Source organism: Streptomyces sp. NPDC096339 (genome assembly GCF_044762985.1).
Lineage (GTDB): Bacteria > Actinomycetota > Actinomycetes > Streptomycetales > Streptomycetaceae > Streptomyces.
Genome location: NZ_JBIWFI010000011.1, coordinates 1 through 25,007 on the forward strand (window position 1 = coordinate 1; position 25,007 = coordinate 25,007).

Annotated in this window: 22 protein-coding genes; 12 read left to right on the forward strand and 10 right to left on the reverse strand. The window is 72.7% G+C overall.

Features of this window, described 5'->3' with window-relative positions:
• Positions 1-140 precede the first annotated feature (140 nt).
• Positions 141-914 carry a hypothetical protein gene (locus ACIQ5Y_RS16655; RefSeq protein ID WP_403880336.1) on the reverse strand — a complete coding sequence of 258 codons (774 nt, stop codon included), beginning with the start codon at positions 912-914 and terminating at the stop codon, positions 141-143.
• A 378-nt stretch (positions 915-1,292) separates the two neighbouring features.
• On the opposite strand from ACIQ5Y_RS16655, the gene ACIQ5Y_RS16660 reads away from it, so the two are divergent.
• Genes ACIQ5Y_RS16660 through ACIQ5Y_RS16680 form a run of 5 tightly spaced genes read left to right on the forward strand, consistent with a single transcriptional unit; the run spans position 1,293 to position 7,363 of the window.
• Positions 1,293-4,547, forward strand: a complete 3,255-nt coding sequence (locus ACIQ5Y_RS16660) for a nitrate- and nitrite sensing domain-containing protein (RefSeq protein ID WP_403880338.1) — start codon at positions 1,293-1,295, stop codon at positions 4,545-4,547.
• A complete protein-coding gene (locus ACIQ5Y_RS16665) occupies positions 4,544-5,035 on the forward strand; it encodes a roadblock/LC7 domain-containing protein (RefSeq protein WP_403880340.1) in 492 nt (163 codons plus the stop codon). Before ACIQ5Y_RS16660 ends, ACIQ5Y_RS16665 begins: the two co-directional genes overlap by 4 nt.
• Positions 5,032-5,421 carry a DUF742 domain-containing protein gene (locus tag ACIQ5Y_RS16670; RefSeq protein ID WP_384592907.1) on the forward strand — a complete coding sequence of 130 codons (390 nt, stop codon included), beginning with the start codon at positions 5,032-5,034 and terminating at the stop codon, positions 5,419-5,421. Before ACIQ5Y_RS16665 ends, ACIQ5Y_RS16670 begins: the two co-directional genes overlap by 4 nt.
• A complete protein-coding gene (locus ACIQ5Y_RS16675) occupies positions 5,402-6,040 on the forward strand; it encodes a GTP-binding protein (protein WP_403880342.1) in 639 nt (212 codons plus the stop codon). The genes ACIQ5Y_RS16670 and ACIQ5Y_RS16675 overlap by 20 nt, the downstream gene beginning before the upstream one ends.
• Positions 6,041-6,052: 12 nt before the next feature.
• Entirely contained in the window at positions 6,053-7,363 is a 1,311-nt protein-coding gene (locus ACIQ5Y_RS16680) for a styrene monooxygenase/indole monooxygenase family protein (protein WP_403880344.1), read from the forward strand.
• Here the strand turns inward: ACIQ5Y_RS16680 and ACIQ5Y_RS16685 are convergent.
• The 4 genes from ACIQ5Y_RS16685 to ACIQ5Y_RS16700 form a co-directional block, all read right to left on the reverse strand.
• A complete protein-coding gene (locus ACIQ5Y_RS16685) occupies positions 7,264-8,517 on the reverse strand; it encodes a C40 family peptidase (protein WP_403880346.1) in 1,254 nt (417 codons plus the stop codon). The genes ACIQ5Y_RS16680 and ACIQ5Y_RS16685 overlap by 100 nt on opposite strands.
• 975 nt (positions 8,518-9,492) lie before the next feature.
• Positions 9,493-9,990 carry a pyridoxamine 5'-phosphate oxidase family protein gene (locus ACIQ5Y_RS16690; RefSeq protein WP_403880348.1) on the reverse strand — a complete coding sequence of 166 codons (498 nt, stop codon included), beginning with the start codon at positions 9,988-9,990 and terminating at the stop codon, positions 9,493-9,495.
• Positions 9,991-10,075: 85 nt separating this feature from the next.
• Complete coding sequence (locus tag ACIQ5Y_RS16695) at positions 10,076-10,528, reverse strand: iron chaperone (RefSeq protein ID WP_403880350.1); 453 nt, start codon at positions 10,526-10,528, stop codon at positions 10,076-10,078.
• 47 nt (positions 10,529-10,575) lie between these two features.
• Positions 10,576-11,031: a carboxymuconolactone decarboxylase family protein gene (locus tag ACIQ5Y_RS16700; RefSeq protein ID WP_403880351.1), complete on the reverse strand. Its 456-nt coding sequence runs from the start codon at positions 11,029-11,031 to the stop codon at positions 10,576-10,578.
• A gap of 165 nt (positions 11,032-11,196) precedes the next feature.
• Between ACIQ5Y_RS16700 and ACIQ5Y_RS16705 the strand changes: the two genes are divergently transcribed.
• On the forward strand, positions 11,197-13,575 hold the full coding sequence (locus ACIQ5Y_RS16705) for a tetratricopeptide repeat protein (RefSeq protein ID WP_403880353.1): 2,379 nt from the start codon (positions 11,197-11,199) through the stop codon (positions 13,573-13,575).
• A gap of 95 nt (positions 13,576-13,670) precedes the next feature.
• Here ACIQ5Y_RS16705 and ACIQ5Y_RS16710 read toward each other — a convergent pair whose 3' ends face one another.
• Entirely contained in the window at positions 13,671-14,072 is a 402-nt protein-coding gene (locus ACIQ5Y_RS16710; protein ID WP_403880354.1) for a hypothetical protein, read from the reverse strand.
• On the reverse strand, positions 14,072-14,479 hold the full coding sequence (locus ACIQ5Y_RS16715; protein WP_403880356.1) for a DUF6325 family protein: 408 nt from the start codon (positions 14,477-14,479) through the stop codon (positions 14,072-14,074). The genes ACIQ5Y_RS16710 and ACIQ5Y_RS16715 overlap by 1 nt, the downstream gene beginning before the upstream one ends.
• A 114-nt stretch (positions 14,480-14,593) precedes the next feature.
• On the opposite strand from ACIQ5Y_RS16715, the gene ACIQ5Y_RS16720 reads away from it, so the two are divergent.
• The 3 genes from ACIQ5Y_RS16720 to nadE all read left to right on the forward strand — a co-directional run bounded on the left by ACIQ5Y_RS16720 (position 14,594) and on the right by nadE (position 18,434).
• On the forward strand, positions 14,594-16,000 hold the full coding sequence (locus ACIQ5Y_RS16720; protein ID WP_403880358.1) for an FtsW/RodA/SpoVE family cell cycle protein: 1,407 nt from the start codon (positions 14,594-14,596) through the stop codon (positions 15,998-16,000).
• A complete protein-coding gene (locus tag ACIQ5Y_RS16725; RefSeq protein ID WP_403880360.1) occupies positions 15,997-17,454 on the forward strand; it encodes a penicillin-binding transpeptidase domain-containing protein in 1,458 nt (485 codons plus the stop codon). The genes ACIQ5Y_RS16720 and ACIQ5Y_RS16725 overlap by 4 nt, the downstream gene beginning before the upstream one ends.
• 149 nt (positions 17,455-17,603) lie before the next feature.
• Entirely contained in the window at positions 17,604-18,434 is an 831-nt protein-coding gene (gene nadE, locus ACIQ5Y_RS16730; protein ID WP_403880362.1) for an ammonia-dependent NAD(+) synthetase, read from the forward strand.
• A 594-nt stretch (positions 18,435-19,028) separates the two neighbouring features.
• Here the strand turns inward: nadE and ACIQ5Y_RS16735 are convergent.
• Positions 19,029-20,138, reverse strand: a complete 1,110-nt coding sequence (locus ACIQ5Y_RS16735; RefSeq protein ID WP_403880364.1) for a ferritin-like domain-containing protein — start codon at positions 20,136-20,138, stop codon at positions 19,029-19,031.
• Between the two features lie 185 nt (positions 20,139-20,323).
• Between ACIQ5Y_RS16735 and ACIQ5Y_RS16740 the strand changes: the two genes are divergently transcribed.
• From ACIQ5Y_RS16740 to ACIQ5Y_RS16750, 3 genes are read left to right on the forward strand one after another with little or no spacing between them, the layout of a single operon-like run.
• Entirely contained in the window at positions 20,324-21,253 is a 930-nt protein-coding gene (locus ACIQ5Y_RS16740) for a diiron oxygenase (RefSeq protein WP_403880366.1), read from the forward strand.
• A gap of 40 nt (positions 21,254-21,293) precedes the next feature.
• A complete protein-coding gene (locus tag ACIQ5Y_RS16745) occupies positions 21,294-22,010 on the forward strand; it encodes a TetR/AcrR family transcriptional regulator (protein WP_403880368.1) in 717 nt (238 codons plus the stop codon).
• 10 nt (positions 22,011-22,020) lie between these two features.
• Positions 22,021-22,278 (forward strand): hypothetical protein, encoded by a 258-nt coding sequence (locus ACIQ5Y_RS16750; protein ID WP_403880370.1) that lies wholly within the window; start codon positions 22,021-22,023, stop codon positions 22,276-22,278.
• Between the two features lie 449 nt (positions 22,279-22,727).
• Here ACIQ5Y_RS16750 and ACIQ5Y_RS16755 read toward each other — a convergent pair whose 3' ends face one another.
• Positions 22,728-23,993 (reverse strand): histidine kinase dimerization/phospho-acceptor domain-containing protein, encoded by a 1,266-nt coding sequence (locus ACIQ5Y_RS16755; RefSeq protein WP_403880372.1) that lies wholly within the window; start codon positions 23,991-23,993, stop codon positions 22,728-22,730.
• Positions 23,990-24,865, reverse strand: coding sequence for a hypothetical protein (locus tag ACIQ5Y_RS16760; protein WP_403880374.1), 876 nt, complete (start codon positions 24,863-24,865; stop codon positions 23,990-23,992). The genes ACIQ5Y_RS16755 and ACIQ5Y_RS16760 overlap by 4 nt, the downstream gene beginning before the upstream one ends.
• Positions 24,866-25,007: the final 142 nt, after the last annotated feature.

The following is a 25,007-nucleotide window of genomic DNA, read 5'->3' on the forward strand; positions in this document are numbered from 1 at the left end:
CCGTTCCCCGGGGCTCCGCCCCGGACCCCGCGCCTCAAACGCCGGCGAGGCTGGAATTGCCCGGACCCCGCGCCTCAAACGCCGGCGAGGCTGGAATTGCCCGGACCCGCGCCTCGAACGGCGGCGGGGCTGGAGGGGGGCTACAGCTCCGCGTAGGCCGCCGACGCGTCGTCGTGTCGTTTGCCGCGCGGCACCGCACGGGCCGGGTCCGATTCGATCGCGCGGACCCGCCCGATCAGGGCCTCCGCACCCTCCTCGCGGAGCACGCCCAGGCACTCCGCCCAGTCGCCCTCCCCGAACGTGTCCGTCCACCGGCTCGCCCCGTCCGTCAGCGCGGCCACCGCCCGCACCCGGTCGCGCGGGGTCCGCCCCGTCACCGCCCGACCCGCCACCGCGGGATCCGCGGCCGCCGTGAAGAAGCCGCCCTCCGCGTTGCGCAGGGCGTCCGTCGCGGCCACCGACCGCAGTACCTCCCGCGGCACCCGGTCCAGCCGGTCGTCGCGTACCGCCGTCACCTCGCCCCCGGGAGCCTGGAGGAGCAGTACGGAGTCCGAGAGCACGAGGTGCTCCACGCACTCCTCGTCCCAGCGGACCATCACCACCGTCGCCTGCGGCGTGCGGACGTGAGAAAGGTCACACGTCCCCCGATGGGCATCGGCGGTACCGCGGATGGCCTCCGCCAGGATCCGGTCCAGCGGCATGTCCCGCCGCGATCCGGACAGTTCGGTCAATCGGCCGCCGAGTCGCGCCGCGAACCACGGCACCCCGTGCCCGCACCCGTCCTCGCCGGCCGGCGGAGTGACCCCGTCCAGGGCGACCAGGACCCCGCCGCCCGAGGCGGGGATCACCGCCGACACCCAGTCCTCATTGGGGCGTTCCGGTCTGCCGGGGGCGGAAGCGAGGTCGATGCGCATGCGGACATACTGCCCCGCGGACCCCGCCGCACACGGGCAGGTCCGTACCAAGTCGCGTGCCGAGTTCCGTACCAAAGGGGCAATGGGTGAACGGCGCCCCGTGCCGGTGTGGGCGGGCATATTGCCAAAGCCCCCATCGATCTTTCAACCGCCCGTCCATGGCGGCGCTCTGGAGCCACCTGTCCGAGTTGGAAGCCAACTCATCCGTGATGTTCACTCGTTCGAGTGGCCGGGTGGGCGATGTGCGGCTCTCTCCCCAACACGCTGCAAAGGTCTGAAGCGGTACGAGGGAGCAGGGGGCGTTTACTTGTTGACCGGCCGTTACCTCGGCCACACGAGTAGACGAGCAAGAGCACACGTACAGGATTGCGAGCACCGGTGCAGAAGAAGCGGTCTCGGAAGAACGGCACCGCCATCGACGGCCCGGCCCCCGCAGGACGACGCGTCCGCGTGCGCCGCAGGCTGGTCGTCGGAGTGGCGGTCACCGGCCTCACCGTCCTCGCGGCGGGCGCACCCGCCGTCGTCTCCGCCACGAGGGAACTGAACGACTCCCAGCACCTCGTCACCCTCGCGGAGCAGGCCGGGCAGGCACTCACCCTCGCCCACCTCCTCGGCGACGAGCGCGACGCCGTCGTCGAGTACGCCGCCAAGGGCCGCCCCGGCAACGCCAAGGGCGCCGTCCAGGAGCGCGTCGCCCGCACCGACCGGCAGCTCTCCGAGGTCCAGGCCGACGCCGACGAGGCGACCGCCCGCTCCCTCGCCCGGATCCGGGCCGTCCGCACCGAGGCCGTCGAAGGCAAGGGCAGCGCCCTCGCCGCCCACCAGGCCTACGCGGGCGTCATCGCCGAACTCCTCGCCCCCGGCGACCGCCTCGCCGAACTGACCCCGCCGCGCGCCACCACCGCCCTCGCCACCACCCGCCCCCTGGCCCCGCTCGGCCAGGCCGTGGACCAGGCCTCCGCCACGCGTGGACTGCTGCTCGCCGCACTGGCCGTCCCCCGAGGTGAGCAGCCCCCCAACTCGGCCGTGGTCGACGAACTCACCACCGCCGCGCAGCGGGCGCGCGTACGCGAGCAGGCCGCCCTGGACGACTTCGCACGGGCCGCGCGTCCCGACGTACGGCAGACCCTCGCCGCCACCGTCACCGGCCCCGAGGTCAAGGCGGCCGACGACTTCCTCAAGAAGCTCACCGACCGGCCCACCCTGAACCCCGCCGACCGCAAGACCGACGCCGGCGCGGTCGGCTCCGCCCTCACCGCCCGCCTCGACCGCATGCGGTCCGTTGAGTCGACGCTCGCCGGCCAGCGCTCCTCCGCGCTCGCCGCCCAGCGCGACGACGACGTGACCCGGCTCGAACTGGTCATCGCGGCGATGGGCGTGCTCTTCCTCTTCGCCGTCGGCTTCGCGACCGCCGTGGCGCGCTCGCTCACCCGGCCGCTGTCCGTCCTGCGCCGAGGCGCGGAGCGGCTGGCGACGCCGGAGGGCTCGGTGGAGCCGGTCCGGTTCACCGGCCGCAACGACGAGTTCGCCGAGGTCGTACGCCACCTGAACGCCGTCCGCGAGCAGACCGTCTCCCTGCACACCAAGATCGCCGGACTCGACGCCGACAAGCGCCGGATCAACGGCCGCAACGAGGCGCTGACGGCAGGCCGGGAGGTGCTGGAGGAGGAGCTCACGAAGCTGCGTGCGGGCCTGGAGGAACACCGCCGCATCATGTCGACGACCTCCGTCTCGCTGTCGCTGCGGACCCTGGGCCTGGTGGAACGCCAGCTCGCCGTCATCGAGGAGCTGGAGTCCAAGGAGCAGGACCCGGACCGCCTCGCGACCCTGTTCAAGCTGGACCACCTGGCGACGGTGATGCGCCGCCACAACGAGAACCTGCTGGTCCTCGCCGGCCAGGAACACGGCCACGCGCAGGGCCTGCCGGTCCCGCTCGTCGACGTCATGCGGGCCGCCGTCAGCGAGATCGAGCGCTACGAGCGGGTCGACCTCGCGGTGCTGCCCGCGTACACCCAGGTCGCGGGGCACGCTGCCGACGACATCTCGCACGTACTGGCCGAGCTGCTGGAGAACGCGACGACGTTCTCGCCGCCGGACGCCAAGGTGAAGGTGTCCGGGTGGCTGCTGGACTCCGGTGACGTGGTGCTGTCCGTCGTGGACGAGGGCATCGGCGTCACCGAGGACCGCCTGGAGTCGCTGAACGCCCGCCTGTCCGCCCCCGACGCGTACGACGAGGAGCCCGAGGAGGAACACGGCCTCGGCCTCGGCCTGTACGTGGCCGGCCGGCTCGCGGCCCGGCACGGCGTGACGGCGGAGCTCCGCGCCCCCCGGCACGGCGGCACCGAGGCCCTGGTCGTCGTCCCGGTCTCCCTCCTCCCGACCACCCCGCCGGCCTCCCCGATCCACACCCTGTCCACCCCGGGCGCGCCCGCGCTGCACCTGCCGGGCGTGATAGCGGAGGCGAACGAGAACACCCTCCTGGCCCGCCCCCGAGGCGCGGACGCGGTATCCGTTCACACGGAGCCGACGGAGCCGACGGAGCCGACCCGGGACGCCGCCTTCGGTGCGGCGGACGACGTGGACGCCGCCTTCGGCGTGGCCGCCGGAGCGGAGCCCGGCCTTGGCGCGGGCGCTGACGTGGACGCCGTCTTCGGAGCGGCCGCCGACGCGGAGACCTCGCGTGGCGCGGCGGACGACGTGGACGCCGCCTTCGGCGTGACCGCCGACGCGGAGCCTGTCCGTGGCGCGGCCGCTGAGGTGGATGCCGCCTTCGACGTGGCCGCAGACTCGGGCGCCGACTCGGGCGCCGACCTTGGCGTGGACGCCAGCCCTGAGCCCGTTCCCGGTGCGGACGTCGCCACCGGTGAGGACTTGACGGCCGGCCCGGACCTCGCCGCCCCGGCGGAGCCGCGCCCGGACGGTGTCCTCGGCGTGGGCGCCGACGCGGCTGCCGACCTGCCGGGTGAGACCCGAGCGGGCGCTCCTGACCTCGCCGCCCCGGCGGCCCCGGCCGGGCTGCCCCCGGCCGACCAGGTGTTCACCGTCTCCGCCCCGGCGGGAGTCGGCTCCGAGCGGGACGGTGACCAGGCCCCCGCGGGGGAGGCGCAGCCGCCGTCGGCCGACGAGGTGTTCACCGCGCCCGGCCCGGAGGACGCCGGGCTGCCCCCGGCGGACCAGGTGTTCACGGCCGGGGCCGCTCCCGACGCGGTCGCCGCCGCCGTGCGGGACCCCGAGCCGGGGGACCCGGCCGCCGCGGACGACGCCGACCGGGGGGCCGGCGTACCGCGGAACCCGGCGGAGCCGGACCCGCACAGCCACACCCCCGCCGAGGGGAACTGGCTGCCCCGCCAGGGCAGTCACCCCGACGGGGAGGACGTCACCGACAAGGGCCTGCCCAAGCGCACCCCGCGCTCCGTGGCGGCACCGGCCGTCGGCCGCGCCCACGACGTACGACCCGCCCCGCCCCGGCGCGTCGACGCCGACGAACTGCGGCGCCGGCTGGGCGGTTTCTACCAGGGGGCCCAGGACGGGCGCAGGGTCTTCGCCGCCGAGGTGGCGGAGGCGGCCGGAGCGCAGGGACAGGGCGAGGGGCACACCGACCAGGGGGACACCGCACAGGAGGCACGCACATGACCGCGCCCAGTACGTACGGACTGAGCACCCAGGCCCGCAACCTGCAATGGCTGCTGACCGACCTGGTCGAGGAGGTACCCGGCGTCAATTCCGTAGCCGTGGTCTCCTCGGACGGGTTCCTGCTCCTGTCCTCCGACCCGGGTGCGGGCGAGACGCAGGCCCAGAACGCGGGCGCCGGCAGGAGCAAGGGCCCGCGCGGCGCCTCCGCCGACCTCGCCACCATCGTGTCGGGGCTCGGCAGCCTCACCACCGGCGCCGCCGCCCTCATGGACTGCGGATCCGTCAAGCAGACCATGGTGGCCATGGAGCACGGCTCCGTGTTCGTCATGGCCATCAGCGACGGCTCGCTGCTGGGCGTGCACGCCACCCCCGACTGCGACATGAGCGTCGTCGCCTACCACATGGCCCTGTTCGTCGGCCGCGCCGGCCACGTCCTGACCCCCGAAGTCCGCAGTGAGCTGCGCCAGTCGATGGAGAAAACCCCGTGAGGAGTCCGGCCTCCGACCGGCTGCCGATACGCGGCGCCGACCGCCGCCCCGCCCGAGTCCGCCCGTACTCCCTCACGGGCGGCCGGACCCGGTTCACGCAGGTACTGCTCGTCGAGACCTTCGTCGCCGCCCTGGAGACGAAGGCCTCGCAGCCGCAGAAGCCCGACCGCATGCCCGAGATGCGCGCCATCGTCGAGGTGACCCGACGCATGCGCACGATCGCCGAGATCGCCGCGCTGCTGAAGCTGCCGCTCGGCGTGGTCCGCGTGCTCGTCAGCGACCTCGCCGACCAAGGACGGATCCGCGTCTACGGGACGGGCCACGGCACGGGCCGTCCCGACCGCGCGCTGCTGGAAAGGGTGCTCAGTGGTCTTCGCCGTCTCTGACGAACCGGTGTCCCCGCCGGAGTCGGACGACGAGCCCGTCCAGCCCTGGCAGTACGACCGCTCCCGCGCCCCCGTCGCCGTGAAGGTGCTGGTCGCGGGCGGCTTCGGCGTGGGTAAGACCACGTTCGTCTCCTCCGTCTCCGAGATCACCCCGCTGCGCACCGAGGCGGTGATGACCCAGGCCGGCGCCCCGACGGACGACCTGTCCGGCACCCCGGACAAGAACACCACCACCGTCGCCATGGACTTCGGCCGGACCACCCTCGATGATGATCTTGTTCTGTACGTGTACGGGACCCCGGGCCAGGAGCGCTTCTGGTTCATGTGGGACGACCTCGCGCGCGGTGCCATCGGCGGCATCGTGCTGGCCGACACCCGACGGCTGCGCGACTGCTTCCCCGCGCTCGACTACTTCGAGAGCTGCGGGCTGCCGTACGCCGTCGCCGTGAACCACTTCGAGGGCTCCGACTCCTACGAGCCCGAGGACGTGCGCGAGGCGCTGACCGTGCCGCCGCACGTACCCGTCGTGATCATGGACGCGAGGAACCGCCCTTCGGTCGTCGAATCCCTGCTGACGCTGGTCGGGCACGCCCTCGACACCACTCCCGATTCCGAATAGAGAACGTGAGAGATGCGCAAGATACTCGTCGTGGGAGCCGGCCAGGCCGGTCTCCAGCTGGCTCTCGGACTCCAGGCGAAGGGGTACGACGTCACCCTCATGTCCAACCGGACGGCGGACGAGATCCGCACCGGGCGGGTCATGTCGACGCAGTGCATGTTCGACACGGCGCTCCAGCACGAGCGTGATCTCCAGATCAACTTCTGGGAGCAGCAGGCGCCGAAGATCGAGGGCCTGGGAGTCTCGGTCGCCGGCCCCGACACCGGCCGCGCCGTCGACTGGATGGGCAGGCTCAAGGGGTACGCGCAGTCCGTCGACCAGCGCGTGAAGATGGCCGGCTGGCTGGACACCTTCACGCAGCGCGGCGGGCAGTTGGTCATCCACGGCGCGTCCGTCGCCGACCTGGACTACTTCTCGCGTGCGTACGACCTGGTGCTGGTCGCCGCCGGCAAGGGCGAGCTGGTGTCGATGTTCGAGCGGAACGCGGTGCGTTCCCCGTACGACGCCCCGCAGCGCGCACTGGCCGTCTCCTACGTCCACGGGCTCGGCCCGCGCCCGGAGCACCCGGAGACCGAGGCGGTCCGCTGCAACCTGGTGCCGGGCGTCGGCGAACTGTTCGTCATGCCGACCCTGACGACTTCGGGGCGCGCGGACATCCTGTTCTGGGAGGGCATCCCGGGCGGCCCGCTGGACGTCTTCAACGGCGTGCGGGACCCGAAGGACCACCTGGCGCTCACGCTGGAGCTGATGGAGAAGTTCACGCCCTGGGAGCACGCGCGGGCGACGAAGGTGGAGCTGACGGACGCGGGCGCCACGCTGGCGGGCCGTTACGCGCCGGTGGTCCGCAACCCCGTCGGGCGGCTGCCGGGCGGCGGGCTGGTGCTGGGCGTGGCGGACGTGGTCGTGGCGAACGACCCGATCACGGGTCAGGGCTCGAACTCGGCCGCCAAGTGCGCGGCCTCGTACCTGTCGTCCATCCTGATGCACGGCGACAAGCCGTTCGACGAGTCGTGGATGAAGGGCACCTTCGACAAGTACTGGTTCACCACCGGCAAGCCGGTGACCCAGTGGACGAACGCCATGCTGGGAGTCCCGCCGGAGCACGTACTGAACCTGATCGGCGCGGCCGGGCAGCTGCAGCCGGTGGCGAATCGATTCGCCAATGGCTTCGACAACCCGGCCGACTTCGACGCGTACTTCTACGACCCGGAGGACGCGGCGGATTACCTGGCGGAGGTCTCGGCGGCTGTTTCTGCTGCTTCTGATGGGTCTGATGCCTCTGATGCTCCTGATGCCTCTGTGGGGGACTCCTCCGAGGAGTAGCCCGTGTCGTCCCCCTCCGCCGTGGCCGAATCGGGCAGCGGCGGAGGGGTGAACTCCGGCAGCGGAGCACCGTCCGGGTCCGGCCGCACCGCCCCGAGCAGCGGGTTCGCGGCGATCGGGGAGACCTTGACGCGGGTGCCCGGGCGCGGGGCCTGGATCACCTTGCCACCGCCGATGTACAGGCCCACGTGCGTGGCCTTGGGGAAGTACACCACCAGGTCCCCGGGCCGCAGCCGGTCCAACGGCACCTTCGGCAGCTGGGCCCACTGCTCCTGACTGGTCCGCGGGATGGTGCGCCCTGCGTGCGCCCAGGCCTGCGAGGTCAGCCCCGAGCAGTCGAACGAAGCCGGGCCCTCGGCCCCCCACACGTACGGCTTGCCGATCTGCGCCGCCGCGTACCTGAGGGCCGCGCCGCCCGCTGCGGTGGGCGTTCCGGTACGGGCGGGGAGCCGGCCGGAGTCCAGCAGCTTCCGCTGGGCCGCGTCGGTGTTCTCGGTCTCCCGCGCGCCGAGCTGGGTGAGTTGCTCCGGGGTCAGGGCGGCCAGCATCCGCTCGACCTCCTTCAGCTGCGCCCCGACCGCCTCCTTCTGGGTCTGCTGCCGGGCCGCCAGGGTCTGCTGGGTCTCCAGGGCCTTCCGGGCCCGGGCGGCGAGCGCGTCGGCCGCGGTCTTGTTCCGGGTGAGCTTGTCCAGTACGCCGGCCCGCCGGGCCCCCTCGCGGGCGGCGAGCCGCCGCTCGTCGAGGGCGGCCTGCGGGTCCTTGGCCAGCAGCATCCGGGCGTACGGGGAGAGCGAGCTGCGGGTGCCCTGGTACTGCTCCCGCGCCATTCGCCCGGCGAGGGCCTTCTCGGCGTCGAGGGCGCTGCGGGCCTTTCCGAGCTCGTCGGTCCGCAACCGCTCCTCCTCCTGACCGGCCTTGAGGGCCACCTCGGTGGCGTTGTACGCCTCGGTGGCCTCCTCCGCCTTCTGGTACAGGCCCTGGAGGCGGGCGAGCAGTGCGGGGACGGACTCGGCGGGGGCCGCGGGGGCCGCGGGGGCCGGGGCCGGGGCCGGGGCGGCGGGGTTGGCGGGCTCGGCGCCGGCCTGCGGGACGGGGCCCGCGACGAGGAAGGCTGCGGCTACGCAGCAGGCAGCACGAAGCGGCCGCTGTGACATGGGATCACCTCCGAGGCGCCCGATGCTGCCACGCCCGGTATGACAAATCGCCCAGGCGAGTCGGCGGGGTGAGGCGGCGTCACCCGGTTGGGCCTGTTGCGGGGGCTTTCCCCCTCGGGCCGGGCTCCGTGTCCGTGGCTGGAAGCCCCCCCGCCCCTTGGGCGAGGGGGCTTCCTCTTTCTCGGGTGCCTGGTGAGAGGGCGTGCTTCCCGCCTCGGGCCCGGCCCTGGGGCGGTGCCCCGGATTTCAGCCCGTCCGGCGTTTGAGGACCGGGGTCCGGGGCGGGGTCCCGAGCGGGGTCCGGGGCGGAGTCCCGAGCGGGGTCCGGGGCGGAGTCCCGGGAAACGGAGAAAGGGTGGGGCGGGGACCGGCTCCGCGCAGCGGCAGCCCCCCGGCAGCGACGGCCCCGGCCCGGTGGGGCCTCGGCCGGTCGGGGGCGGAGAGGGCTTGGGGGGTTCCCGGCTGCCCCATCGTCCTTCCGTGTCGGGCCGGCCTGTCAAGGGCGCTCCTCCTTCGTCGTCGCGTCGCTGCGCGATCGCCTTCGGCGACCCTTGACAGACCGTCCCGCCACGGAAAGACAAAGGACAGCCGGGAACCCCCCAAAAGGACGGGCCGGCTCGGGGCTCCAAGGGCGGGCCGGGCGGCGATGTCAGACCCCGTTGAGGTGGGGCACACCCTGCCTCGGCCCCTCCAGAGCACCGCCCGGGCCGGGCAGGCGGCCACCCTCCCCGAAACCCCCACCACAAGCCCCTCGGCGGGAGGAAGGACGCCCCAGATCGCTACGCGCTCCTCACGTCTCGGCGTCTGCGACCCGTCCGGGGCTGGTCACGCCCCAGATCGCTACGCGCTCCTCGACAACGGCGTCCGCGGCCCGTCTGGGGTTGGTCTACCGCGCCGCAGATCGCTGCGCGCTTCTCGTCGACGGCGTCCGCGAGCCGTCTCGGGAGGATCCGGACGGATCGAAGCGCCGCGGGGTCAGGAGGGTTCGCGGGACTCCCGCTCCCGGAGCAGTTCCTCGACCGCGCTGGGGAGGGTGGTCTCGAAGTCGATCAGCTTCGCCCAGGTCGGGGTCACGACGATCCGCACCATCTCGCGGTAGAGCGAGCGGACCTCGGCTTCCCATTCGGCCCGCTGCTCGGGAGTCATCACGTACGTCGAGTTCGCCTGGAGGTACTCGTCCGGGATGCCCTCGACGACGTCGAGCTCGGCCCGGCCGCGGACGAGCAGGATCCGTGGCGGGTGCACCTCGGTGTCGATGGTCAGGGCGACCGCGGGGTTGTGGCGCAGGGCCGTCAGCTTCGGGGCGTTCGGCGGTGTGCACATGACGATCTGTGAGCCGTTCCAGACGAAGGCGATCGGGATGGCCCGGGGTGTGCCGTCCTTGGCCACGTAGGCCAGGCGGGCCACGTCGCGGGCCAGGAGTTCCCGGCTGAGCGGGCGGTTCAGGATCTCGGTGATCTCGCTCGGCTGCACGGTCCGATCCTCCCGGATCGGGGGCCGGAGCGCAGGTCGAGGGGCGGGGCGGTCCCCCCGGAGGGGGACCCGACCCCGATTCCGGTCAGCTCGCGGACTGCTTCACGAGGGCGGCGATGGCGGCCTCGGTGGCGGGGGTGATCTCCGCCAGGGCGTAGCAGGTCGGCCACATGGTGCCCTCGTCGAGGTTCGCCTGGTCGCTGAAGCCGAGGGTCGCGTACCGGGCCTTGAACTTCTCCGCGCTCTGGAAGTAACAGACGATCTTGCCGTTCAGCGCGTAGGAGGGCATCCCGTACCAGAGCTTCGGTGCGAGCCCCGGGGCGACGGTCTTGACCATCGCGTGGACGCGCTCGGCCATGACGCGGTCGGAGTCCTGCATTTCGGCGATCTTCGCGACCACGGCGGCTTCGTCCTCCGCCGCCTTGTCGGCCTTCGTGCCGCGGCGCGCGGTCGCCTTCAGCTCCTTGGCGCGCTCCTTCATCGCGCTCCGCTCCTCGTCGGTGAAGGCGTCGGCCGTGGTGTCGGTGGTCTTGTTCATCGCTGGATTCCTCCTGTTGTGTGATGTTCGGGTGGTGGGGGCGGCTGTCAGCCCCAGGCGCCGGCGATCTGACGGGTCGTGGCGTTCAGGCGGTTGAACATGTTGGTCACGCCGATCATCAGGATGATCGCGGCGAGCTGCTTCTCGTCGAAGTACGTGGCGGCGGTGTCCCAGACCTCGTCGCTCACCGCATCGGGACGGTCGGCCAGCCGGGTCGCCGCCTCGGCGAGCGAGAGGGCGGCGCGCTCCTCGTCGGTGAAGTACGGGGTCTCCCGCCACACGGCGACCGTGGCGAGGCGCTCGTCGCTCACTCCGGCCTTGCGGGCCGTCTTGGCGCCGCCGTCGACGCAGGCGCTGCAACCGTTGATCTGGCTGACCCGCAGGTGGACCAGCTCCAGGATCTGGCCGTCCACCCCACCGGAGTGCACGGCCTTGAAGATGTCCTGGATGGGCTGCATCGCGCCGGAGAGGACCATGGCCGGGTTCTGCATACGAGACTGCATTTCTTCTCCTTGTTGTCGTCGCTTGCGGTGTGACTCCATGACAGCCGTTCCGGGCCGATCGGGGCAGGGCGATGGGACGGCGTGGGACAGGCGGAACAGCCTTGACCAGCGCGGATTCGGGCCGAAATACTGCTGGCCGGGCGGGACAACGGACGAGGGGGAACCGTGGAACAGGACGAGCTGGCCGGTCGGTTGCGCGCACTGCAGGAGCTGTCCGGATTAGGCGTACGGGCCCTCGCGCGGGACACCGGTCTCAGCTCTTCGTCGCTCTCGCGCTACCTCAGCGGCCAGACCGTGCCGCCCTGGCCCGCGGTGGTGGCCCTGTGCCGCCTGGTCAAGCGCGACCCCCGGCCGCTGCGCCCCCTGTGGGAGCGGTCCTCGAACCCGCTGCCGGCGCCCCCGAAGGCCAGTCGCCAGGTCCAGCCGAGGCCCCGCAACGATCTGCCGCGCGACGTACCGGACTTCACCGGGCGAGAGGACCGACTCGCCGATCTGTTCGCGGCGGTGGAAAGCCATCGGGTGGTCGCGGTCGACGGCATGGCCGGTGTCGGCAAGACCTGCCTGACCGTGCACGCCGCGCACCGGCTCGCCGCCGACTACCCGGACGCCCAGCTCTACGCGGACCTGCACGGATTCACCGAGGGCCGGGAGCCGATGAGCCCCGACTCCGTACTGCGCATGCTGCTCGGCGCGCTCGACGTCCCCTCCGAGCGGGTCCCGCAGGAAGGTCTGGAGCAGCTGTCCGCCTGCTGGCGCGCGGAACTGGCCGGCCGCAGGGCCGTCGTGGTCCTCGACAACGCCGCAGACGCCGAGCAGGTACGCCCGCTGCTGCCCGGAGCCGGTCCCTCCGTCGTCCTGATCACGAGCCGCAACCGGTTGCTGGGCCTGGACGAGGTCCCCCCGGTGTCACTGGACGTACTGAGTGCCCAGGAGAGCGCGGAGCTGCTGACCCGGGCCAGTGGCGCCGACGCCCGGCTCTCCAAGGACCCGGACTCCGCCGCCGAGGTGCTCCGCCTGTGCGGCCACCTCCCGCTCGCCCTGCGCCTGGCCGCGGCCCGGCTGCGGCACCGGCCGGGCTGGACCGTGGGCATCCTCGCCGAGCGGCTCTCGCAGGGCACGGGCGAGTTCGACGCCGCCTTCGCCATGTCCGTCAGACAGCTGGACCGCTCCCAGGCCCGCCTGTTCCGACTGCTGGGCCTGCTGCCCGGCGGAACCTTCGACGAGTACGTCGTGGCGGCCCTCGCGGACCTCCCGCTGGGCAGCGCCCGCGTGATGCTGGAGGACCTCCTCGACGCCCACCTGGTCCAGCAGCCGACGGCGGGCCGCTACCGACTGCACGACCTGGTGCACCAGCACGCGCGCCGGGCCTGCGCGGAAGAGGACTCGCAGACCGACCGCGAGCGCGCGCTTTCGCGCTTCCTCGACTACTACGTCCACGCCGCGGCCGCAGCCGACGCCGCGATGCCCGTTCTGGCACCGGGCCGGTCCGCTTCCGCCGGCCGCCCGCCGGCCGAGCTCCCGCGGTTCGCCGACAAGAACCACGCCATCGGCTGGCTGACCGCGGAGTACGAGAACATGATCGCCGCCTTCGAGACGGCGGACGCCGTCGGCGCCGACCTCCACGTGTGCGAGCTGCCGCGCTTCCTGCGTGCGTACTTCGCCCGCCGGTGCGGCACCACGCACCTCAACTACCTCTTCGAACGCTCGCTCGCCGCCGCCCAGCGCCTCGGTGACCCGCTCCAGCTGGCCGAGGCCCACAGCGACCTGGGCTTCGCCCGCTACAACGCGGGCCGGATGGCGGAGGCCGCCGCCGCGTACGAGGCGGCCGAACTCCACGGCGACACGGCCGAGCTGGCCATGCGCCGCGGCTACCTCAGCTGGGACGAGGGCCACGCCGAAGAGCCGCTCGAACTCTTCCGGCTGGCCGCGAAGCTCTACGAGGAAGCGGACTGTCCCGCCGGCGCGGCCCACGCCGCCGCCTCCGAGGCCTGGTCACTCCTCCAACTGGGCCACCGCGACCAGGCCGCCCGGCGCGCCCGAGAGGTCCTGGACACGCCCCACCCGGACCCCGCATGGCCCCCCACCCTGACGGCCCGGATCACGCTCGGGGTGGCCATCGCCTCAGAAGCCCCCGACGAGTCCATGGAACACCTGCACCGTGCCCTCGCACTGGCCCGCGAGGACGGACACATGAACAACGAGGCCTGGTGCCTCAACTGCCAGGGCGTCGCCCTGCGCGAAATGGGCCGGTACGAAGAGGCGCTGGCCAGCCACCGAGAGGCCTTCGCCCTCCTGGACGAGCTCTTCGAGGACCACTGGAAGATCCGTTTCCTCAACGCCTACGCCGAGACCTGCCGCCTCGCCGGCCTCCCCGACGAGGCCCTCCGCCTGCACCGCCAGGCACTGGAGCTGGCCCCGAAACTGGGATACCGCCACGAGGAAGCACTGGCCCACGAGGGCATCGCGACCCTCCTCCACGACGCCGATCCGACCACCGCCGCCCAACACCGCACGGTGGCCGAATCCCTGCTCGTGCGGGTCTGACCGGCCCGGCTGCCCCGTCGCCCTTCCGGGCCGTCCCGCCCGAAGGGCGATGGGGGAGTCGGGACCCCCAAGACCTCTTTGGCTCCGCCCAGCCGTCACTCCCGCAGCAAGCGCCCCTTGGCCGTCGTGAATTCCTGCGGGGTCAGCAGCCCCTCCCGGGCCAGGTCGGCCAGCTGTGTCAGCTCCGCCACGAGCGAGCCCACCGGGCCGGCCTCGGTGTGGCCGCCGGGCTCCGGCTCCGGTTCCAGCTCCCGTTCCCGTTCCCGTTCCGACTCCGGTCCGACGGCCTCCGGTTCCGCCACCTCCGCGGCTTCCTCCACCTCCACCGGCTCCGGCTCGATCGGCCCGGTGGTCGTCCTCCACCGCACCCCCTGACGCGGCCCGTCCACATCCACCGACCCCGTCCCCGTGGCCTGCGCCAGCAGCCCCCGCAGCAGCGGATGCCCCGAGGGCCGGTCCGCCGATCGCACCGTCACTCCCACCGGACGGATGAACATCAGGAAACCTCCACCTGGGGGTCGGACGCCACCCGGTCCGCCGGAATCCGCACCGAGCCCGCGATCCGCCCGCCCGCAGCCCGCACGGCGATGGCGGCGTCCTGCGCCCACACGTGCTCGACCAGCAGCAGCAACGCACAGCTCCCGCGTTCGAGCAGCTCAGCCGCCTCCCGCACGTCCTCCGGGCCGATCAGCCGGGCGGCCTCCCGCCCCGTCAGCAGGCCCCGCAGCTCGACGAACTCGTCGAACTCCGCCGCGAGCACTTCGCCCGCGGCCGTCCTCGTGGCCACCAGCCCGTCGATCAGCCGGACCACACCCGTCTTGCGCAGCCCCATGACGGCCTCGACCGCAGGCACCCGCAGCTGTTCTTCCGGGAACGCGAGAACGATGAATTCCACAGGTCCCATGAGCTACCCCGCCTCCCGCTCCCACCGACAACAGACCTGACCGTTTCTGACGACTCTTCGGCACACTATGACATAAGCGGACATAGCATCCATCTGCTTGCTACGTTTCGCTGTATGACCGCTCTGACGGCACAGGTGGCGGAGCCCGCCCCGCCCCCGCCCCCCGACGCCCACGCCCCCAAGCGTCGCGGCGTCGAGCTGGCGCTCCTCGCCGGAGCCGTCCTGATCTCCGTGCTCGGTTACCTCTACGTCGGCCTCGCGACCACCGGACGGATCCCCGGCCCGGCCGCCCGGTACGCCGGCGGCCTCGCCGCGGCCGCCCTCCTGGCGCACCTCGCCGTCCGCCTGGGAGCCCCGTACGCCGATCCCCTCGTGCTCCCCATCGCCGTACTCCTCAACGGCCTCGGCCTCGTCCTCATCCAGCGGCTCGACGCGACCACCCCCGCCCACCTCACCGCCGGGGACCAACTCCTCTGGTCCGCCCTCGGGATGGTGCTCTTCATCCTCGTCGTCTCGCTGCTCCGCGATCACCGCGTGCTCCAGCGCTACGCGTACCTCTCGGTCGCGGCGGCCCTCGTCCTCATGCTCGTCCCGGTCTTCTTCCCGGCCGTCAACGGCGCCCACATCTGGATCCGCTTCGCCGGACTCTCCTTCCAGCCGGGGGAGTTCGCCAAGATCCTGCTCGCCGTCTTCTTCGCCGCCTACCTCGCCGCGAACCGCACCGCCCTCGCCCTCACCGGCCGCCGCCTCTTCTGGAAGCTGCGCCTGCTCCCCGGTCGAGTCCTCGGCCCCATCCTCGCGATCTGGCTGCTCAGCGTCGCCGTACTCGTCCTGGAACGCGACCTCGGCACCTCCCTCCTCTTCTTCGGCCTCTTCGTGATCATGCTGTTCACCGCCACCGGCCGGATCGGATGGATCGCGATCGGCCTGCTCCTCGCGGGACTCGGCGCGTACGCCGTCGGGACCTTGGAGCCGCACGTGCACAGTCGCGTCGACGACTGGCTGAATCCTTTCGCCTCCATCGACCGGGGCGAGGGCCCCGGCCAGCTCGCCCAATCCCTCTTCGCCTTCGGAGCCGGCGGCCTCCTCGGGGCGGGCCTCGGCCACGGGCAGTCCTTCCTCATCGGCTTCGCCGCCAAATCGGACTTCGTCCTCGCCACCGCCGGCGAGGAACTCGGCCTCGTCGGCCTCGCCGCGATCCTGCTCCTCTACGGACTCCTCGTCGCCCGCGGCTTCCGCGCCGGGCTCGCGCTGCGCGACCCCTTCGGCCGACTGCTCGCCACCGGCCTCTCCTCCATCGTCGCGCTCCAGGTGTTCGTCATCGCGGGCGGCGTCACCGGACTCATCCCGCTGACCGGCATGGCCATGCCCTTCCTGGCCCAAGGCGGCTCTTCGGTGGTCACCAACTGGATCATCGTGGCGCTCCTGATCCGCCTGAGCGACAGCGCGCGCCGCCCCCGCCCCACGGCGACCGCACCCCCGACGGCAATCGAAACGGCGACCCAGGAGCCCGACGCGTGATCCGCTACATCCGCTGGTGCGCCTACTTCTGCGCGGCCCTCCTCGTCGCCCTGCTGGTCAACGTCACCAGGGTCCAGGTCTGGGAATCCGCCGCCTACGGTGCGAACCCGGCGAACAAGCGCCCCGTCATCGAGCGCTACGCCGAACCCCGCGGCGACATCCTCGTCGACGGCCGCCCGGTCACCGGCTCCCGCGACAGCGGACAGCTCCTCCGCTACGAGCGCACGTACAAGAACGGCCCGCTCTACGCCCCCGTCACCGGCTTCTCCTCCCAGACGTACGGGACGAGCTTCGTGGAGCGCGCCGAGGACGGCATCCTCTCGGGCAGCGACCCCGGCCTCTCCGCCTTCCCGCTCTGGTACGAGCTCTCGCGCGGCCGACCCGCCGGCGGGAACGCGGTCACCACCATCCGCGCCGCCGTGCAGCAGGCCGCGTACAAGGGGCTCGCGGGCAAGCGCGGCGCGGTCGCGGCGGTCGAGCCGGCCACCGGGAGGATCCTCGCGCTGGTCAGCAGTCCCTCGTACGACCCCGCCCTGCTCTCCGGTACGGGTACGCGCGTCAAGGAGGCCTGGACGCGGCTGAACGCGGACCCGGCCAAGCCGATGCTCAACCGGGCGCTGCGCGAGACTTACCCTCCCGGCTCCACCTTCAAGATCGTGACGGCGGCCGCCGCCCTCGACGCGGGCGTTGTCACCGACGTGGACGCCCCGACGGAGACCCCCGACCCGTACCCGCTGCCCGGAACGAGCACCCTCCTGCCGAACGCGGGCGCGGGCTGCCAGGACGCCTCGATGGCGGATGCCGTGCAGTGGTCGTGCAACACGGTGATGGCGAAGATCGGCGTACAGGTGGGCTTGCGCGGGATGGTGGAAGCGGCCGGGCGGTTCGGCTTCAACGACGACGGGCTGCGCGTGCCGTCCTGGGTCTCGCGCTCGAACTTCGACACCGACATGAGCCAGGACCAGCTGGCCCTCTCCTCCATCGGGCAGTTCAACACCAAGGCCACGCCGCTGCAGATGGCGATGGTGGCCGCGGCGGTCGCGAACGGCGGCGAGCTGTACTCGCCCTACCTGGTGGAACGCACCACCCAGAACGACGGGGACCAGGTCCGCCGCGGGAACCAGCGCAGCATGGGCCGGGCCATGAACCCGGCGACGGCGCTGCGGCTGCAGCAGCTGATGGTCAAGGTGGTGGAGAACGGGACGGGCCGGAACGCGGCGATCCCGGGTGCGGTCGTCGGCGGCAAGACCGGTACGGCGCAGCACGGCGTCGGCAACGTGGGAACGCCGTACGCGTGGTTCATCTCCTGGGCCAAGGCGGAGGGCGCGCCGATGCCTGCGGTCGCGGTGGCGGTGGTGGTCGAGGACGCGTCGGCGGACCGCGGCGAGGTCAGCGGAAACCTGGCGGCCGCCCCGATCGCACGGGCGGTCATGGAGGCGGCCCTCAAACACTGACCGGCCCGCCTCCGCCGCACGGTGGGCGGCGGGTCCGCCGCCCCGGGGCGTCGACTAGGGTTTCGGAGCCAGAACAGCGTGGCCACGTACGACCGGGTACGGCCGGGTACGACCACGCACGACCGCACGCACGACCCCGAGGAGCAGCCGTGAGCGAGCCCGCGTCCACCGCCCTGCAGCAGGAGATCGCCCGCGACCTCCTGGTGAGCGAGACCTTCGACGCGGAGCGCGAGATCGAGCGCCGGGTGGCCTTCCTCACCGAGCGGCTCACCTCGACCGGCCTGCGCTCCCTGGTCCTCGGCATCAGCGGTGGCGTCGACTCCACCACCGCCGGGCGCCTGTGCCAGCTCGCCGTGGAGCGGGCCCGCGCCGCCGGGCACGAGGCCGCCTTCTACGCCATGCGCCTGCCCTACGGGGTCCAGGCCGACGAGAAGGACGCCCAGCTCGCCCTCTCGTTCATCCGCGCCGACCAGGTCCTCACCGTCGACGTGAAGCCGGCCAGCGACGCCGCCCTCGCGGCCTCGCTCGCCGCCGGGGTCTCCTTCCGCGACGCCCACCACCAGGACTTCGTCCAGGGCAACATCAAGGCCCGCCAGCGCATGATCGCGCAGTACGCGGTCGCCGGCGCGCACGACGGTCTGGTCGTCGGCACCGACCACGCCGCCGAGGCGGTCTCCGGCTTCTTCACCAAGTTCGGCGACGGCGCCGCCGACCTCGTCCCGCTGACCGGCCTGACCAAGCGCCGGGTGCGCGCCGTCGCGGACGCCCTGGGCGCCCCCGCCGAGCTGGTGTGGAAGGTTCCGACGGCCGACCTGGAGACGCTCGACCCGGGCAAGGCCGACGAGGACGCGCTGGGCGTCACGTACGACGACATCGACGACTTCCTGGAGGGCAAGCCGGTGGACGAGCGCGCCTTCGAGATCATCGCCCGCCGCTACCGGCTCACGGAGCACAAGCGGCAGCTCCCGATCGCGCCGTAACGCTCGCCGCTGGGCCGGCCGGGACGGGGCGCCGTCGCGCCGACGGGCTCCGCCGCACCGTTCGGCCCGTCCCGGCGCCCGTAGCCTCGCCGGCATTTGAGTCCCGGGTCCCCTCCAGCCTCCCCGGCGTTCGAGGCCCGGGTCCGGGCAATTCCAGCCTCACCGGCGTCCGAGGCCCGGGGTCCGGGGCGGAGTCCCCGGGTCTTTCAGCCCGTCCGGCGTTTGAGCCCCGGGCACATCCAGCCTCGCCGGCGTTTGAGGCGCGGGTCCGGGGCGGAGTCCCGGGGAACGGTGGAAGGGCGGGTAGGGGACTGCTCCGCGCAGCGGTACCCCGGGGGCGGCCCGCGCGCGAGGGGCCGTCGGGGCCGGGCGCGCGCCGGGGCACCTCCTCGGGCGTCGAACCTTTCCAGGCAGCGGACATGTGTGGCGTGGTTGCGTTCGACGCCCTGCGGGGGCGCCCCACCGCACACCCGACCCCGACGGCGCGGGGTTATGCGAGCGGGCCCGACCCCGCCGGCGCGGGAGTGCGGGGGTTGCCGGGGACACCCCGGCGGGACGGCATGGGGCCGAGGGGACACCCGGGCCCGGCGGAGCCTAGCCGGCGTCGGCCCCCTCCGAGACGGCCGCCCGTACCTCCGCCACCCGCTCCGCCTCCTCCGCCGCGAACCGTTCGCGGTCGAGGGCCTCGGCGATCTCCTCGTCCTGGCTCATCAGCAGGTCGAGGTTCGAGTCGCCCATCTCGAAGACGCCCATGTCCAGGTACGCCTTCTGCAGCCGCTCGCCCCACAGACCGATGTCCTTCACGCACGGCACGATCCGGCTGAAGAGCAGCTTCCGGAACAGGTGCAGGAACTCCGACTGCTCGCTGTACTCCTCCGCCTCCCGCCGCGGGACGCCGAAGTTCTCCAGCACCTCCACACCGCGCAGCCGGTCCCGCATCAGGTGGCAGCCCTCGATCACGAACTCCTCGCGCTCCTTCAGTTCCGCGTCCGTCAGCTGCCGGTAGTAGTCCCGCAGCGCCATCCGCCCGAAGGCGACGTGCCGGGCCTCGTCCTGCATCACGTACGCCAGGATCTGCTTGGGCAGCGGCTTGTCCGTCGTGTCGCGGATCATGCCGAAGGCGGCCAGCGCCAGCCCCTCGATCAGCACCTGCATCCCCAGGTACGGCATGTCCCAGCGGGAGTCGCGCAGGGTGTCGCCGAGCAGCTCCTGAAGGCTGTCGTTGATCGGGTAGAGCATCCCGACCTTGTCGTGGAGGAACCGTCCGAAGATCTCCGCGTGCCGGGCCTCGTCCATGGTCTGGGTGGCGGAGTAGAACTTCGCGTCCAGGTCCGGCACCGACTCCACGATCCGTGCCGCGCACACCATCGCGCCCTGCTCGCCGTGCAGGAACTGGCTGAACTGCCAGGCGCTGTAGTGCCGGCGCAGCTCGCCCTTGTCCTTCTCGGTGAGCTTGGCCCAGTGCCGGGTCCCGTACAGCGTCAGCACCTCGTCCGGGGTGCCCAGCGGATCGTACGGGTCCACCTCGATGCCCCAGTCGATGCGCTTGGCGCCGTCCCACTGCTTGTCCTTGCCCTTCTGGTACAGGGCCAGCAGCCGTTCGCGGCCCTCGTCGTACTCCCAGTTGAAGCGGGCCGAGCCGGTGGAGGGGATCTGCCAGACGCCCTCGCCCGGGTCCTTGGTGTAGAGCTCGTGCGTCGACACTGACGCCCCCTTGTCACGCGATCCACGCGTAGCCGCGTACTGCCGTGCAGGACTGGACAGTTGGCAGCGTCACACGTTGGTAGACGCGCGGTCAACAAGTCGTGCGCGAGGGATTGACGACCTTGCTGACAAGCAGTCTCATAAGCAGTGACCGCCGGTAACCCAACCACGAGGTGTCCGAAGCCATGACGACGGTGACCGACCGAGCCGAGCTGAGGGACGCCCTCGGCCTGCTCAAGGACCGCGAACAGATCGCCGAGCGGCTGCTCGAATCCTCGGCGAAGCACTCCTTCGACCCCGACAAGGAACTCGACTGGGACACCCCGCCCATCGACGGCAAGTACTACTGGCCGCCCGAGCTGCTCTCCCTCTACGACACCCCGCTGTGGAGGAAGATGGGGGAGGAGCAGCGCATCGACCTCTCCCGCCACGAGGCGGCGGCGCTCGGCTCGCTCGGCATCTGGTTCGAGATCATCCTGATGCAGCTGCTGGTCCGGCACATCTACGACAAGTCCCTGACCAGCAACCACGTCCGCTACGCGCTCACCGAGATCGCCGACGAGTGCCGCCACTCGATGATGTTCGCCCGCCTGATCAAGCAGTCCGGCGCCCCCGACTACCCGGTCTCCCGCCTCAACCACAACCTCGCCCGGATCCTGAAGACCGTCTCCACCACCCCCGGCTCCTTCGCCTGCACCCTCCTCGGCGAGGAGATCCTCGACTGGATGCAGCGCCTCACCTTCCCGGACGAGCGCGTCCAGCCCCTCGTCCGCGGAGTGACCCGGATCCACGTCATCGAGGAAGCCCGGCACGTCCGTTACGCCCGCGAGGAACTGCGCCGCCAGATGCTCACCGCCCCGCGCTGGGAGCAGGAACTCACCCGGATCAGCTGCGGCGAGGCCGCCCGCGTCTTCTCGGTCGCCTTCGTCAACCCGGCCGTCTACGACAACATCGGCCTCGACCGCCGCGAAGCCGTGGCCCAGGTCAAGGCGAGCGGCCACCGCCGCGAGGTCATGCAGACCGGCGCCAAGCGGCTCACCGACTTCCTCGACGACATCGGCGTCCTGCGCGGCCCCGGCCGCCGCCTCTGGAAGAGCTCGGGCCTCCTCGCGTAAGCGCGGACGACGCGCGACGACGGTCGTCTACCCTGCGGACATGAGAGCCGTACGCGCCTACCGCAGGCTGAGCGTCGAGGAGCGGCGAGCCCAACTCCTCGACGCCGCCCTCTCGCTGTTCGCGCACCGCGCGCCGGAGGAGGTCTCGCTCGACGACGTCGCCGAGGCCGCCGGGGTCTCGCGCCCGCTCGTCTACCGCTACTTCCCGGGCGGCAAGCAGCAGCTCTACGAAGCCGCACTGCGCTCCGCCGCGGACATCCTCGAACTCTGCTTCGCCGAACCCCAGCAGGGCCCCCTCACCCAGCGGCTGAGCCGCGCCCTGGACCGCTACCTCGCCTTCGTCGACGAACACGACGCCGGCTTCGCGGCGCTCCTCCAGGGCGGCAGCGTCGTCTCCACCTCCCGTACGACGGCCACGGTGGACGGCATCCGCCGCGCCGCGGCCGACCAGATCCTCGTCCACCTCGCCGTCCCCGCCCCCGGGCCGCGCCTGCGCATGATGGTCCGTACGTGGATCACGGCGGTCGAGGCGGCCTCCCTCATCTGGATCGACGAGGGCAAGCAGCCCGAGGTCGAATCCCTCCGGGACTGGCTCGTGGACCAGTTCGTCGCCCTCCTGACGGCCACGGCGGCCACCGACCCCGAAACGGCGGCCGCCGCCCGCGCGGCCCTGGCCCTCGAATCCGCGGACGGCCCGGTCGGCGTCCTGGCCCGGCGGGTCATCCCGGTGGTCTCCGAGGCCGCCCACCTCCTGTGACACTGGTGGCGTGAGAAGCCAACCCACCCCCTTCGAGGGCGGCCCGATGGACGGCCGCGTCCTCCCGATCCTGCTGGGCCCGACCGGCCACCCGCCGAAGTGGTACGAGATCCCGGTCCCGACACCGGACGGCCCGCCGACGGTACTGCTGTACGAGCGCGTCCCGGCCGGCTACTCCAAGCGGCTGGGGCTCCAGAAGGGCTGGAAGTACCAGCACCGCCCGGGCGGCGTGAAGCCGAAGCCCCGCTGGCCGTGGACCAAGCCGTAGCGCGAGCCCTGCCGATGGCTCCGCCGTAAGCCCAGCCCCGCCGGCGTTTGAGGCCCCGGATCTTTCAGCCTCGCCGGCGTTTGAGGCGCGGGGTCCGGGGCGGAGCCCCGGGGAACGGTGGAAGGGCGGGTAGGGGACCGGCTCCGCGCAGCGGCACCCGCCCACGGGGCGGCCCGCACGCGAGGGGCCGTCGGGGCTGGGCGCGCGGCGGGGCACCTCCTCGGGCGTCGAACGTGACGGGGCAGCGGACATGTACGGCGTGGTTGTGTTCGACGCCCTGCGGGGGCGCCCCACCGCACACCCGGCCCCGACGGCGCGGGGGTGTCACTCGGCGGGCCCGCAGCGCACCCGCGTTCGACGCCCTGCGGGGGCGCCCCACCGCACGCTCGGCCCCGACGGCGCGGGGGTGGCACCGGGGCCGGTTCGACGTCCGGAGGCCCGGCAGTCGGCTACGCCGGAGGGGGTGCCTGCGGCGGGGACTCCGGGAGGTTCAGGACCGCCAGCCCCCCGCCCCCCTCCGCCCGCCGGAACGACAGCTCCGCGCCGATCGCCTCCGCCTGCCCCACCGCGATCGTCAGCCCCAGCCCGTGCCCCTTGCCCCCGCCGCTGCGGAACCGCTGCGGCCCGTGCTCCATCAGGTAGTCGGGGAACCCGTCCCCGTGGTCCCGTACGGTCACCACCGGCCCGTCCACCGTCAGCACCACCGGTGGCCGCCCGTGCTTGTGGGCGTTGGCCACCAGATTCCCCAGCACCCGCTCCAGTCGTCGCCGGTCCGTCTCCACGTGCGCGTCCCGGACCACCACCAGCTCCGTGTGCGTGTCCGTCCCCGACGCCCGCACCACCCGCCCGGCCAGCCTCCCCAACTGGTGCAGGTCGGTCTCCACCACCTCGCTGCCCGAATCCAGCCGCGAGATCTCCAGCAGGTCCTCCGTCAGCTGCCGCATCGTGCGCACGCGCTCCCGCACCAGCTCCGTCGGCCGGCCCTCCGGCAGCAGCTCGCTCGCCGCCTGCAGTCCCGTCAGCGGAGTCCGCAGCTCGTGCGCCACGTCCGCGGTGAACCGTCGCTCGCTCTCCAGCTTCGTCTGCAGACTCCCCGCCATCGTGTCCAGCGCCCCGGCGACCGTCGACACCTCGTCCTGGTGCCGCGAGGGATCCTTGGTACGCGGGTCGCCCACCCGGGCATCGAGGTCGCCCTGGGTGATCCGCCGCGCCACGGACGCCGTCTGGTGCAGCCGCCGCGTCACGCGGGTCACCGCGAAGGCGCCCACCAGCAGCGTCCCGCCGATCGCGAGCACCGACGACCCGATGATCGCGTTGTCCAGCCCGTTGATGGTGCGCGCGCTCTGCTCGTAGTCGATGGCGGTGGCCAGCGCCCGCCCGTCCGCCGGAGCCGCCGCCCACATCATCGGGCGGCCGTCGAGGTCCGCCACCATCGTGCCCCGGTGCCCTCCGACGGCCAGCGCCCGCAGCTTCACCGGCAGCCCCACGGGGTCCAGCCCCGAACCGGGCGGCAGGGCCTCGCCCGCCTCGTAGGCGCGCGAGACCTCGTGCAGTCTGCCGAGCGCCTTGTCCCGTGCCGTGGCCACGGTCTGCCGGGTCACCTCCACGTGCACGAGCGCACCCAGCAGCGCCGCCAGGGTGCAGCACATCACCACGATGAAACACGCCGACTTCCAGGTCAGCGTGGCCGTCCAGGCGGGCAGCCGGACCTTCACGGCGACCCGGTCCCGATGCCGGGGCGGAGCCCGCCCCCGTTGCCGCCGCCGCCCCCGTTTCCGCGCCCGCTGCCCGTACCGGGCCCTCCGCCGGGAGCCCTGGTGTGCGAGGGAGGCCTGGTGCCCGAGGGCTTCGCCGGTGCCTGCGGATTCGCGGGCACCCGTACGATCTGCTCGCGCGTCGGCAGCATGGTGAGCTGCTTCTCGTCCCAGGACCAGGCGGTGATCAACTCGTAGCCGTTGTTGCCGCTGGGCGCCCGCAGGATCACGTCCTGTCCGGCCACTTCCACGGTGATCACGCTCTGCGTGGTCGCCATGATCCGGTTGAGCCGCCCGTCGGGGTCCGCCGTGTACACCCGTACGGACATCTCCTTCTCGGGGACGTCCGGGCCGGTGCCGAACTCGATGCCGATGATCAGCTCGTCCTTGCCGTTGCCGGTGAGGTCCCGGTAGTACGGCTTCAGGACCGGGCACCCCGCCCCGCCCGAGGAGTCCTCCGCGTCCTCGCCCTCCGCCGGGCACGCGAGGATCGCGGCGGCGGTCTTCGGCGGCATCCCGTCGGGGCCGACGTCCGTGTCCGGGTGGGCGCGCAGCTCCGCCTGGACCAGCGCCACCGGGTCGACGGCGTGCACGTCCTGGTCCTTGACGGGCGGGATCCCCTTGACGTACTCGGGCGGAGCCCCGCCGGGATCGGCGGGTGGCACGGTCGCACCCTTCCGCTCCGGCCACAGGTGTACGGGCCCGCGCGCGGTCGGCGTGGCACCGGCACCGGCCAGCCCGCCCGTGTCGCCGCAGCCGGTCAGCAGCGGGAGCAGCGCGACGGAGCCCACGACGAGGACGGCGGCGGCCGCACGCAACGGAAACCTGCTCACAGAACTCCGCGCCCTCCTGCCCGCGCCACGACAGCCGGTCGCGTCAACCTTATGCGGAGCTCAACCCTGTTTGCCCACGCGGTTGACGCGCGTCAATGATCCGTAGCCCGTCCGTATCCACTCCGTATCCGGTCCGCGCCCG